General features: G+C 50.1%; 13 protein-coding genes. 10 read left to right on the forward strand and 3 right to left on the reverse strand.

Going from position 1 to position 12,692, the window contains the following annotated elements:
- Positions 1-28: 28 nt before the first annotated feature.
- The 8 genes from JM642_RS19925 (at position 29) to mutM (ending at position 7,052) form a co-directional block, all read left to right on the forward strand.
- Positions 29-853, forward strand: a complete 825-nt coding sequence (locus tag JM642_RS19925) for a substrate-binding domain-containing protein (protein ID WP_069453927.1) — start codon at positions 29-31, stop codon at positions 851-853.
- On the forward strand, positions 850-1,557 hold the full coding sequence (locus tag JM642_RS19930) for an ABC transporter permease (protein WP_203432433.1): 708 nt from the start codon (positions 850-852) through the stop codon (positions 1,555-1,557). Before JM642_RS19925 ends, JM642_RS19930 begins: the two co-directional genes overlap by 4 nt.
- A 3-nt stretch (positions 1,558-1,560) precedes the next feature.
- Positions 1,561-2,268 carry an energy-coupling factor ABC transporter ATP-binding protein gene (locus JM642_RS19935; protein ID WP_203432434.1) on the forward strand — a complete coding sequence of 236 codons (708 nt, stop codon included), beginning with the start codon at positions 1,561-1,563 and terminating at the stop codon, positions 2,266-2,268.
- Positions 2,252-2,845 (forward strand): molybdenum cofactor guanylyltransferase MobA, encoded by a 594-nt coding sequence (mobA, locus tag JM642_RS19940; RefSeq protein WP_203432435.1) that lies wholly within the window; start codon positions 2,252-2,254, stop codon positions 2,843-2,845. Before JM642_RS19935 ends, mobA begins: the two co-directional genes overlap by 17 nt.
- Positions 2,846-2,875: 30 nt before the next feature.
- Complete coding sequence (locus JM642_RS19945) at positions 2,876-4,675, forward strand: bifunctional molybdopterin-guanine dinucleotide biosynthesis adaptor protein MobB/molybdopterin molybdotransferase MoeA (protein WP_203432436.1); 1,800 nt, start codon at positions 2,876-2,878, stop codon at positions 4,673-4,675.
- Between the two features lie 16 nt (positions 4,676-4,691).
- On the forward strand, positions 4,692-5,675 hold the full coding sequence (gene moaA, locus JM642_RS19950; RefSeq protein WP_203432437.1) for a GTP 3',8-cyclase MoaA: 984 nt from the start codon (positions 4,692-4,694) through the stop codon (positions 5,673-5,675).
- A gap of 81 nt (positions 5,676-5,756) precedes the next feature.
- Positions 5,757-6,212: a hypothetical protein gene (locus tag JM642_RS19955; protein ID WP_203432438.1), complete on the forward strand. Its 456-nt coding sequence runs from the start codon at positions 5,757-5,759 to the stop codon at positions 6,210-6,212.
- A 24-nt stretch (positions 6,213-6,236) separates the two neighbouring features.
- Positions 6,237-7,052, forward strand: coding sequence for a bifunctional DNA-formamidopyrimidine glycosylase/DNA-(apurinic or apyrimidinic site) lyase (gene mutM / locus JM642_RS19960; protein ID WP_099457199.1), 816 nt, complete (start codon positions 6,237-6,239; stop codon positions 7,050-7,052).
- 61 nt (positions 7,053-7,113) lie between these two features.
- Here the strand turns inward: mutM and JM642_RS19965 are convergent, their stop codons facing one another.
- Genes JM642_RS19965 through JM642_RS19975 form a run of 3 tightly spaced genes read right to left on the reverse strand, consistent with a single transcriptional unit; the run spans position 7,114 to position 10,244 of the window.
- Positions 7,114-8,838 carry a glycosyltransferase family 39 protein gene (locus JM642_RS19965; RefSeq protein ID WP_172589766.1) on the reverse strand — a complete coding sequence of 575 codons (1,725 nt, stop codon included), beginning with the start codon at positions 8,836-8,838 and terminating at the stop codon, positions 7,114-7,116.
- Positions 8,839-8,851: 13 nt separating this feature from the next.
- Complete coding sequence (locus tag JM642_RS19970; protein ID WP_203432439.1) at positions 8,852-9,511, reverse strand: VTT domain-containing protein; 660 nt, start codon at positions 9,509-9,511, stop codon at positions 8,852-8,854.
- 1 nt (position 9,512) lies between these two features.
- Positions 9,513-10,244 (reverse strand): glycosyltransferase family 2 protein, encoded by a 732-nt coding sequence (locus JM642_RS19975; protein ID WP_203432440.1) that lies wholly within the window; start codon positions 10,242-10,244, stop codon positions 9,513-9,515.
- Positions 10,245-10,478: 234 nt separating this feature from the next.
- Between JM642_RS19975 and JM642_RS19980 the strand changes: the two genes are divergently transcribed.
- Both JM642_RS19980 and JM642_RS19985 read left to right on the forward strand, forming a co-directional pair.
- Positions 10,479-11,642: a nucleotide sugar dehydrogenase gene (locus JM642_RS19980; protein WP_047540075.1), complete on the forward strand. Its 1,164-nt coding sequence runs from the start codon at positions 10,479-10,481 to the stop codon at positions 11,640-11,642.
- A gap of 24 nt (positions 11,643-11,666) precedes the next feature.
- Positions 11,667-12,674, forward strand: a complete 1,008-nt coding sequence (locus JM642_RS19985; RefSeq protein ID WP_172589767.1) for an NAD-dependent epimerase — start codon at positions 11,667-11,669, stop codon at positions 12,672-12,674.
- Positions 12,675-12,692 lie beyond the last annotated feature (18 nt).

The following is a 12,692-nucleotide window of genomic DNA, read 5'->3' on the forward strand; positions in this document are numbered from 1 at the left end:
GAACCCTATTTTTCGCCAAGGAGTATCCATGCTAAACGTGAAATCCCATATGAAGTCATTACTGGGCCTGGTTGTTGCAGCCAGCATGCTCACAGTGTTACCCGCTCAATCGGCTGAAGTAATTAAGTTAGCCACCACGACCAGTACTGAAAACTCTGGTCTGTTACAAGAATTACTGCCTAAGTTTGAAAGTGCAACAGGCTATAAAGTACAAGTTATCGCAACGGGTACGGGTAAAGCATTGAAACTAGGCGAGCAAGGCGATGTGGATTTAGTGATGACCCACGCACCAAGTGCTGAAGCAAAATTTGTTGCCGATGGTTTTGGTGTTGAGCCACGTGGCATTATGGAAAACGATTTCGTGGTGTTAGGTCCTAAAAACGACCCAGCAAAACTACGTGAAAGCAAAACTGCCGAAGAAGCCTTCGCGAAAATCGCCAAGTCAGGCTTACCTTTCGTCTCTCGTGGTGACAACTCTGGCACCCACATCAAAGAGTTAGAAGTATGGAAAGCCGCAGGCGTGACTCCTGACTTCAAAGGTTACACTTCAGTCGGTCAAGGCATGGGTAAAACCCTGCTGATGGCAAACGAATTACAAGGTTACACTCTGTCTGACCGTGGTACTTTCGTGGCGTACAAAACTAAGCTGGACTTAGGCGTGGATTTCGATGGCGGTAAAACCCTGGCGAACCCATACCAAGTGATTCTGATCAACCCAGCTAAATACCCAGATCTGAACCACAAAGGCGCCAAAGCCTTCAGTGACTGGCTGATCAGCAAAGAAGGTCAAGCCATGATCAACAACTTCAAAGTTGAAGGCGAGCAACTGTTCAAGGCAACCTATAGCGAATGAGCGAAGGCTGGCTAGCACTGTTACAGCAGGCGTTAAGCCTGCTGTTTTCATTGGACCCCGACGTTTGGTCCATCATCTCAGTCTCGTTTTCGGTTTCTTTCGCGGCGCTGCTCATCACCTTAGTCCCCTCTATGGTGCTCGGTTTTGTGTTGGCGTTTGCCCATTTCCCCGGAAAGTGGTTTGTCACTAACTTAGTACAAACATTGCAATCGATCCCCACGGTCGTTATCGGCCTGCTGGTGTATCTCATCTTGACCCGCAACGGCCCGCTTGGGGATTTAAAGTGGTTGTTCACTCAAGAGGGGATGATCCTCGGCCAAATGCTGATTTGCGCCCCAGTGATGATCGCCATGAGCCAAGCCGCATTCACCAGTGTCGATCGCCGTGCATGGGAAACCTCACGCACCTTAGGCGCCTCTTGGTTTAGCGCGGTCTGGACCGTGTGTCGCGAACTGCGTATGCCGTTATTGCTGGCAATTGTCGCAGCCTTTAGCCGTATACTTACTGAAGTTGGTTGCTCGATGATGGTTGGCGGCAACATTTTAAATGTGACCCGCAATATCCCGACGGCTATCGCACTGGAAACCAGTAAAGGCGATTTCGCCCAAGCTATCGCCCTCGGATTAGTGCTGCTAATCTTGGCCTTGATCCTCAACTTTGCCTTAGGTGGTTTACGCGGCAAAGAAACGCCAAGGAGCCATTAACTTATGACCCAAGCCAAACTGATTGCCCGTGATTTGGAAATGTCCTTTGGCCCGCGCTTATTATTCAAAGCTCAGCGCCTTGAGTTATGCCAAGGGAATGTCATTTATTTGCAGGGTGACAACGGCTCAGGCAAATCAACCCTGATGAAGATCCTCGCGGGTCTACAGCCGCCATCTCAGGGCAAGATTGAAGTTAGCGGCTTTAAAAAGGATGCATGGTGGACACGTAACCCTTTGCTCGGCAAAGCCGTTTACCTCCACCAGCATCCCTATCTCTTTGATGGCACAGTCAATTACAACCTGACCTACGGGCTCCCCTTTGCGGCCTCAAAAACCGAAGCCAAACGTAGAATTGGCCAAGCAATTGAGATGGCGCAACTGGGCTCGTTATTAAATTCCAGAGCTAGCAATTTATCGGGCGGCGAAAGACAACGCCTCGCCATCGCCCGCGCTTGGATATTGCAGCCAAAGTTACTGATGCTCGATGAGCCGACCTCCAATATGGATAAGGACTCCCAAGCCTTAGTGCTGCAAATGATCCAACAGCTCAAACAGCAAGGGACGGGAATGCTATTAAGCAGCCACCAAAACTGTGCGCTCACCGCCATTTGCGAGCAGCAGTGGCACATTGCAGACCAACAGGTGATAACCTCCCATCAGCAAACGCCCACAAACTCCACACAGGGATCTTTATATGTCGTTGCAAATTGATGCGGTTATTCTTGCCGGTGGTATGGCACGCCGTATGGGCGGGGACGATAAAGGCCTCGTCGAGCTAAACGGCAAGGCCATGATAGAACACACTATCGAACGGATAAAACCTCAGGTTAAGGAGATCCTGATCAACGCAAATCGTAACCAAACACGCTATGCTGAGTTCGGTTTTACGGTGTTGAGTGATGAGCATACTGGGTTTCTCGGCCCCTTGGCGGGCATGATCACCGCTATGGGTCACACTCAAGCAGACTATCTGCTCGTGGTGCCCTGCGATTGTCCACTGCTGCCGCGGGATTTAGTCGCCCGCTTATTAGCCGCCATTGAGGCAAACGATGCTGAACTTGCCGTTGCCAGTGATGGTGAGCGTGAACAGCCCGTGGTGATGTTACTAAAGCCGAGCCTGCGCGAGTCAATGACCGCCTTTCTCGAAGCGGGTGAGCGTAAAATTGATTTTTGGTATGCCAAACATCGCTATGCCGTGGCGGCCTTTGCCGATCAACCCAATGCCTTCGTCAATGTGAACACGCCAGAACAAAAACAACGACTGGCAGCAGAGATAAACCAAAGCTAAGGCTTCAAATTTCCTAGATTAGAGGTGCAAATGAGTACTCCCTTCGTCAATCCGCTATCTATTCCCGTTCTCGGATTTTGTGCCTATAGCGGCACGGGGAAAACCACCCTACTCAAGCAATTGATCCCCGAATTAAATCAGCGCGGTCTGCGTCTGGCGGTGATCAAACATGCTCACCATGATTTTGATGTCGATATTCCCGGTAAAGACAGCTACGAGATGCGCAAAGCTGGTGCGCGGCAAATGCTAGTCGCCTCCCATGTGCGTTGGGCGCTAATGACCGAAGATGCCCGCGATGGCGACCCAGAGTTAGTCCACCTGCTCAAGCAAATTGAAGCCGATAAAGTCGATATCGTCTTAGTCGAAGGCTTTAAAAAACTCACGCTACCGAAAATTGAGCTGCACCGCGCTGCCCACGGTAAGCCGTTTATCTATACCCAAGACGACAATATTCTCGCCATCGCTTGCTGTGATGACACCGAGCTACCGAGCGAGCTCAGAAGACTCGACCTTAACAATGTCGCGCAAATTGCTGACTTTGTGATGGAATATGCCAATAGTTGGCAAGCCCCTAACCCCGCATTACCGCTCGCAACTGTCGATGCCTGCACCATGGGTAGTGATAAAAACCTGAGCGTGAGCCAAGGGTTAGCGCAGATTTTATCCCATGTCACGCCTGTCACTGAGGTGGAAGACATAGGCTTAGACGATTTAGATAATCGCGTGCTCGCCCGCGACAGCATTTCGCCCGTGGATGTACCGCAGCAAACCAACTCGGCGATGGATGGTTATGCCTTCGCCTATCAAGATCCGCTGCCTGCAAGCTTCACCTTAGTCGGCGAAGTCCTCGCCGGACATCAATATTCGGGCACACTCAAAGCGGGTGAAACCGTGCGCATTATGACTGGGGCCCCCATACCAGCAGGTGCCGACACAGTACAACCTAGAGAACTGGCTAACGAGGCCAATGCCAAGGTCAGTTTTGAAGGCCGCATTCAGCAAGGCCAACACGTTCGCCTTGCGGGCGAAGACATTGGCCAAGGCCAAGTCGCCCTCAACCAAGCCACACGCCTAAGCGCCGCCGAACAGGGCTTATTAGCCTCCCTCGGCCTTGACCGTGTGACGGTTTATCGCCGCCCGACCGTGGCCGTGTTCTCAACCGGGGATGAAGTCAGCCAACCCGGCGAGGCTTTGAATCCAAACTGTATCTATGACTCAAACCGTTACACCATCAAAGCGATGGCAAAACGTTTAGGTTGTGACGTCATTGACTTAGGCATTATCGAAGATTCCGAAAGCGCACTCGAAGCCACCTTAACCAAAGCCGCGGCGCAGGCCGATGTGGTGATTAGCTCTGGCGGGGTTTCCGTTGGCGATGCCGACTACATCAAGGCCGTGCTGGCACGCCTTGGCAATATCGACTTCTGGCGGATCAATATGCGCCCCGGTCGCCCACTCGCCTTTGGTAAGGTCGGCGATAGCTTGTTCTTCGGCTTGCCCGGCAATCCGGTGGCGGTGATGGTGTCGTTCCTACAATTTGTGCAACCTGCGCTGCGTAAACTCGCTGGTGAAACTCACTGGCAGGCGCCATTATTCCCAGCGATTACCGATGAAACCCTGCGAAGCCGCACGGGCCGCACTGAGTTTATCCGCGGCATTTATCGCCTCGGTCATGATGGCCGGCTGCACGTGACCAGCACAGGTAACCAAGGTTCGGGCATGCTCAGCTCTATGGTCAAAGGCAATTGCCTTATCATCATTGGAGATGATGCTGAGGTGGTGAATGCGGGTGAAACCGTGTTTATTCAACCTTTTGCCGATCTTCTATAAGAGCCACTGAGTCCCTATGAGCCAACTTGTGGATGCCTTTGGCCGTCAGGTCGAATATTTACGACTCTCAGTGACAGATCGCTGCGATTTCCGTTGTGTCTACTGCATGACGGAAGATCCCTGCTTCTTGCCCAAGGACCATGTACTGCACCTCGAAGAGTTGGCTTGGATTGCCCAAGCCTTTACTGAACTGGGGGTGACCAAAATTCGCCTCACCGGCGGCGAGCCGCTAGTGCGTAGCGATTGCGATCAACTGGTGCACTTACTTGGCAAGCTCCCAGGGCTCAAAGATTTATCGATGACCACCAACGGTTCTAGGCTCAGTAAGTTTGCCAAACCTATGTTTGATGCGGGTCTTAAGCGTTTAAATATCAGCTTAGATACCCTTAACCCCGAACTATTTACCCAACTGACACGCAACGGCAAATTAGCACGCGTTATCGAAGGCATTGATACGGCCATTGCCGCAGGCTTTACGCGCATAAAAATCAATGCCGTGATCCTCAAACAGCAAAACGATCATGAAGTCATCGATCTGGTTAACTTTTGCCGCGACCGCAAGCTCGATATCGCCTTTATTGAAGAAATGCCGCTGGGTGAAATGGATGAACGCAAACGCATGCGCCATTGCAGCAGTGATGAAGTTAAGGCCATGATTAGCGAGCATTATCCACTACAACTCTCCAATAAACGCACAGGCGGACCCGCGCGTTACTATAAGATGGTCGATAGTCCAATTCACATCGGCTTTATCTCACCCCATAGCCATAATTTTTGCCACGAATGTAATCGGGTGCGCGTTACCGTAGAGGGACAGCTATTGCTCTGTCTGGGTAATGAGCACTCCGTTGATTTAAAAAGCATTATAAGAGAGTTCCCCGGCGATATTGAACGGCTAAAAACCGCCATTCTCCAAGGCATTAAGCGCAAACCTCAGCAGCATGTATTCGATAATAACGAAGTACAAATTCTGCGGTTTATGAACGCCACCGGCGGTTAACCTCCTCACCTCAGGGCTAGCATCTCAATTTTGCCGTGATACACTCATGGCATTAGTCCTATTTTTTGTGTCACTCTTCCTATGGCGCTTACTCGTAAACAGTGGAATAACATCATTATTCTTGCCTGCGTGTTTATCATTGGCGTGCTCACGTTTATGGATAAGAAAACCCATAATGTGCCCAGTGATGCGCAACGACTATTTGATGATAATGCCCCACTGGCTCAGTTGCAGTTGGATGGTATTTGGCTGCACAAACAAACTTCAAGCTGGGAATGCGATCCACAAGTACTCAACTGTGAGCAATGGGCAAAGGCTTGGCAAGGTTTGAGGGTCTCGCCCTTGAATGACGCGCCACAACCCACTGGCAAACCTCAGGAACTGGTGATCCAAATTACCGATATTCGCCAATCACAGCGCTGGATTTATTTCCCCGATGAAGGCGTCCTTAAATCTCCCGCGAGCAACTGGTACTTAGTACCACCGAGCTTAAGGACGGGTTTACAGCCAATCCTCGATGCGAAACCTGCACGTTAATCTATTGAATAAAAGAAGCCAATCATGCCGGAATTACCAGAAGTCGAAGTCACCCGTCAAGGGATAACCCCTTACTTAGTCGATCAAACCGTGGTTGACCTCGTAGTACGTAACGCCTCACTGCGTTGGCCCGTTCCCGAACTTGCCAAACAGATCATTGGCCAGACCATACGCCAAGTGCGCCGCCGCGCTAAATATCTGTTAATCGATACCGATGCTGGCACCAGCATAGTGCATTTGGGGATGTCGGGCAGCCTAAGGATCCTGCCCCACGACACGCCAGTGGAGAAGCATGACCATATCGATCTCGTTCTCGCCAATGGCCGCATTCTGCGCTTTAACGACCCAAGACGCTTCGGCGCTTGGTTATGGTGCCAATTGCCAGAGGAAGCCCATCCGCTGCTGGAAAAACTCGGGCCAGAACCTCTGACCGATGCCTTTAACGTTAATCAGTTAGCTGCCGCACTGGCGGGCAAGAAGAAGGCCATCAAACTCTGCCTGATGGATAATCATATTGTGGTGGGTGTGGGAAATATTTACGCCAACGAAGCACTGTTTGCCGCAGGGATACACCCCGAGGCGGAGGCAGGCAAGATAGATATTGAACGCTTAACGGTACTGGTTGCCGAGGTCAAACAAATACTCGCACACGCCATCAAGCAGGGCGGCACCACGCTTAAGGACTTCACCAATGCCGAGGGTAAACCCGGCTATTTCGCCCAAAAGCTGCATGTTTACGGCCGCGGCGGCGAAACCTGCACTCAATGCGGCAATCTACTCAGCGAAATTCGCCTTGGTCAACGCACCACAGTGTTTTGCGGCATCTGCCAGACACGTTAATCTCGCCTATAAAAATACCTGCAATCGCAGGTATTTTTAGCTTCTTCAATATAAAGTTTGATTACTCTTTTAACCAACGGCCAGGATGATCGGTAAAGTAACGATACTCACGCTCTGGCGCTTGGCACTGAGGCTTAAGTTCCGCAGCGGATAACAAAATCCACTCGTCACGGTGGGCAATCCCCATACTCTTACCGCCTTTAATATCGAAACAACTCAGCTCAGCACCGCTAGGCACTAACACATAACGCTGTTTGTTCTCCTGCATCCATTGCCACGCGTTACGCTCCTGCTCTTCTACTGGCGCGAGATAACTAAAATGCGTCACACTCATGGGCGAGAACAGAATAAATTGCTCTTTAAAGTTTACTAACCCAAGCTCGGCATCCTCACCTATCACTTCGGCGGTATGTAGCATCAGGCTTCTGGGGGTGCGCATTTCATCAAGCATAGCGTAACCCCAAGTGCTCACCAGCACCCAGCCCAAGGCGGAAACCAGCCCCACCTTCACCAACGCAAACTGATGACGCGCCAGCCACAGCAAGGCACACCAAAGCACCCCGAGCAAAATAAATAAGTAACCAATGCCAGTGAGATCATCGGTATAGTCTGCTAGCGCTTTGACAAGCGCAGGGTGATGGATAAGCGCCAGCACGCCGGCCACTAACACGAGCGAGCCCAAGAACCACAGCACACCAGTGACTAGTTTTTCAAACCAAGCTTTGGGCGAAACGCCCGTTAATGCCGCCGACGCCGCAAGGACCAGCATAGGTAATGCGGGCAAAATATATACATTGCGCTTGCCCGGGCTAATGCTAAAAAACAGTACCACTAGCCCGACCCAAATCAGCAGAATCGCAATGGTGGGGTCGGCCTTCACCTTTTGCACCCAGTGTTTCCAATAGGCGACCACCAGCAACGAAATCGGGAACCACATCCAAGGGATCACGCTCAGCACGAAGAAATACCAAGGCTTGATATGGTGCCAAGCATTGACGTAACGCTCGCCCGTTTGCTTAAACAAAATGTTATTTTGATAGGCCACCATCTCGGGAGTGCCATGGGCTTGAACCGTCATCACCATTGGCACTAACCAACAGGCAATCACGACCAGCATGGCCAACGGCCCCGCCAGGCAAAGCCAAGTTAAGCGCCCCTCAAAACGGGTCTTATCTTTGAAGGCGTAAATCCCAATCGGAATGAGCAACAATAGGGGCAAAAAACCAACCCCCTTAGTGATCACCCCAAGCCCCATAAATGCCCAACCGATAAAATACCAATGCCACTTAGGCCCAAGCATAAAATGTCTGATTAATCCGTAACATCCCACGGTTATCCAACACATCACCATGGCATCTATCTGGGCATTTTTCGCCTGCATCAAAAACTGCGGCACGATAAGGAGCAATAGTGCAGCGTTGCGCCCAACCCGCACATTCCACAATCTGGCACCCAAATCATAGACAAGGAATACCGTCAGCAAGCCACAGAGGGCATTGGGGAGTAAAAAGGAGAATTTTAACGACCCCGTTAGTTGATAAAACAGGGCAATCGCCCACATAAATACTGGTGGTTTATCGGGATAATATTCCCCGCCCCGGGTAGGGAATAACCATTGGCCCGAGGCAACCATCTCCCGCGCAACCTCAACAAACCGCGGCTCGTCGGCAGGCCAAGGTGAACGAAAACCTATGCCAACCAGCAAGATCAGCAAACCCATCAACAGCAGCGGCCAGAGTACTTGGTAATAATCTTCGCTATTGAAACGACGATTCAATGCATCCATTCCTAATCCCTATTTAGTTTTCCAATTCATCCACCTGCTTACGCAGGCTAGAACGGTAAAGGTAAGCGCCGATAAGACTCGAGAAAATAAACAGCCCGATACTGATCCTCAGTTGGTTATGATCAGACAAACCAATGCCTGCGCCAGCGAAGCTGAAAATCAGCATCTGCGGCAAATAACCCAGCACGCTGCCAAACATAAATCCCCCCGCGGGGATATGTGTCGCCCCCGCAAACAGATTCGTCAGCAGATTACTGCCCACGGGTAACAGACGGATCATTAAGACTTTTAACCAAGTCCGATGAATGATCAGCGCCTCAAACTTTTGTAAACGATTGCCAAAACGCCGTTGCAGACTGCTTCGAATGGTTAATCTCGCGGTATAAAACGCCAGCACACAACCCAGCAATGCCGCTAAGGTGGAAAATAGACCGCCATAGATACCACCGAGGGCAAAGCCGAATACAAAGGCGATCACCTGCCTCGGCCCACCGACAGCGGTAAACAAGGCGCCAACCATCAGCAATACCGCCAGCGCATAGACCCCTTGAGCGGCAATAAAGTGTGCCACCCAATTGCTATCGGTCACATGCTCGAATAACCCTTGCGGGGCCGCAAACATTAACACCAGCAAAATAAAGACGATAAACACCGCCTTATAGAGTCGCTTCATCTTAATCGTGCCAGCGGGTTTCGCTACGGGCGACCTTAGCGATTTTCGCCCTGCGACCGAGCCACATGACGCCCATGATGTCGACAATCCCGACCCAGACCCGATTCCAAGCGGTATATTTAGACACCCCAACTTGGCGATCTCTATGATTCACCACAGAAATAAATACCTCTCCCCCCATGCGGCGCACGAGTGCAGGGATATATCTGTGCATATGGTCGAAGTAAGGCATACGAAGGAAGGTTTCACGGGGGAAGAGTTTTAGGCCACAGCCGGTATCGGGTACGCCATCGTGTAACAGTGCATCACGCACTTTATTAGCAAAGCGGGACTGGAATCGCTTCCACGCCGTGTCTTTACGGTTTTTGCGGTAACCGGCAATACAAAAGTGTTCGGCATGTATTTGCGGCAGTTGTGCCAACATGGCGGGAATATCCGCAGGGTCGTTTTGCCCATCGGCATCTAAGGTAACGATGTATTTACCGCGGGCATGTAAAACGCCTGTAAATATTGCGGTACTTTGGCCAGTACTGCGCTCGTGACGAATAGCTTTTGCGTTGCACTGCATCAGTTCAGCGGTATCGATGACTTCACCAAAAGTGTCATCTTGGCTACCGTCATCGACGACCAGAATTTCAAACTCAGTCATCCCTTGCAGGGCTTGGCATATCTCTTCCATTAATGGGCCAATATTGCCCACCTCATCTTTTGCGGGGATGACAACTGAAATCACATTAATACTCCAGCGTTTATGACCATAAATACGGTAACATAGGATTGTTGCAAAATAAAAATCTGCATTGATAGGATGTTATGAATTAAACCGTATGCAAGACCAGCATTGTATAGGCGTAAAATGCAAGAAAAGAGTACTTAATTTGGAACTGTGGATTTCATCGAAATGACATATTTTATCGCCACAGAAAATGCTAGGTTAGATAACTACATGCCAAACTTTATTGAATCTATGAACATAGTTGTGGTTGGAATGGGCTATGTCGGCCTATCAAATGCGGTGTTGCTCGCGCAGCAAAACCAAGTGACTGCTATTGATCTGATGCCTGAACGAGTCAAATTGGTCAATGACCGAAAATCAACCGTCGCGGACAACCTGATTGAAGAATACCTGTGCAATAGTGTCTTAAATCTGCGCGCCACGATGGACAAAAACGCAGTCAAAGACGCCGATTTTGTCATTATTGCCACCCCGACTGACTATGATCCGCAAACCAACTACTTTAATACTCAATCGGTCGAAAATGTCGCCAAGGAAGTCCTCGCCCTGAATCCCGACACGACGATTATTATTAAATCGACTGTACCCGTCGGCTTTACTGCGAGTTTGAGAACCAGATTAAATAGCGAGAACATTCTGTTCTCACCCGAGTTTTTACGCGAGGGCCAAGCTCTTTACGATAACCTTCACCCCTCTCGTATCATTGTGGGTGAACGTTCAGTTCGCGCCCAAACCTTTGCAACCCTTCTTGCTAATGCGGCGATTAAACAAGATATTCCGATTTTGCTCACCGACAGCACCGAGGCAGAAGCGATAAAGTTATTTGCCAATACATTTTTAGCCATGCGCGTCGCCTATTTTAATGAGTTGGACACCTATGCTGAAAGTCGTGGACTTAACACCCGCCAGATTATCGAAGGCGTATGTTTAGATCCGCGCATCGGCGATTACTATAACAATCCCTCCTTCGGTTACGGTGGTTACTGCCTGCCAAAGGATACTAAGCAATTACTCGCAAACTATAACGATGTGCCCAACAATCTGATCAGCGCCATTGTCGATGCTAACACTACCCGTAAAGATTTTATTGCCGATGCCATTATCCGTAAGCAGCCTAAGCGAGTGGGGATTTACCGATTGATCATGAAGTCAGAGTCGGACAACTTCCGAGCCTCTGCGGTGCAAGGTGTGATGAAACGCATTAAAGCTAAAGGGATTGAAGTCGTGGTCTATGAACCAGTCTTAAAGGAAAACGAATTCTTTAAATCAACCGTTATCCGCAATTTAGAAGAATTTAAAGCCATGTGTGATGTCATCGTCACGAATCGCATGGCCAGTGAACTCGAAGATGTTGCCGATAAGGTTTACACTCGAGATCTGTTCCATCACGACTAAGCGTCCCCAACACCAAGGTTTACCATGAAATACTTAGTCACAGGCGCGGCAGGGTTTATCGGCGCCAACGTAAGTAAACGCCTCTGCGCAATGGGCCATGAGGTGGTCGGGATTGATAACCTCAATGACTACTATGATGTTGGATTAAAACTCGCACGGCTGGCGCCACTCGAAGCGTTAAGCAATTTCCGTTTTATCAAACAGGACTTAGCCGACAGAGAAGGCATAGCAGCACTATTTGCGCAGCAGGGTTTCCAACGTGTTATCCATCTCGCCGCGCAGGCAGGAGTGCGCTACTCCCTCGATAATCCCCTCGCCTATGCCGATAGCAATTTAGTCGGACATCTCACGATATTAGAGGGGTGTCGCCACCATAAGATTGAGCATCTAGTGTATGCCTCTTCATCCTCTGTCTACGGCTTGAATCAAAAGATGCCATTTTCGACCGAGGATAGCGTCGATCATCCGATATCCCTGTATGCGGCGACTAAGAAAGCCAACGAGTTAATGTCGCACACTTACTCGCATCTCTATCAGTTACCCACCACAGGCCTGCGCTTTTTTACTGTGTATGGCCCCTGGGGACGACCCGATATGGCCTTGTTTAAATTCACTAAAGCGATACTCGCCGGTGAAACGATTGATGTGTATAACCATGGCGATCTCAGCCGTGATTTCACCTATATCGACGATATCGTTGAGGGCATCATCAGGGTACAAGACAAACCTCCTCGCCCAACACCGGACTGGCGTGTAGAAACTGGTACACCGGCTAATAGCAGCGCGCCCTATCGCGTATTCAACATAGGTAATGGCAGCCCGGTGCAATTGCTCGACTTTATTACCGCACTCGAGCGCGCGCTTGGCATCGAGGCGAAAAAGCAATTTTTACCCATGCAGCCCGGTGATGTGCATTCCACTTGGGCCGATACCGAAGACCTGTTTAAGGCGGTGGGTTATAAACCCCAAGTGGATATCAATACTGGGGTGAGCAGATTTGTCGAGTGGTACAGCGCGTTTTACGCAAAGTAAGCTCTTTGAGAAAATAAA

The organism is Shewanella sp. LZH-2, assembly GCF_016859145.1.
Classification (GTDB): Bacteria; Pseudomonadota; Gammaproteobacteria; order Enterobacterales; family Shewanellaceae; genus Shewanella; species Shewanella xiamenensis.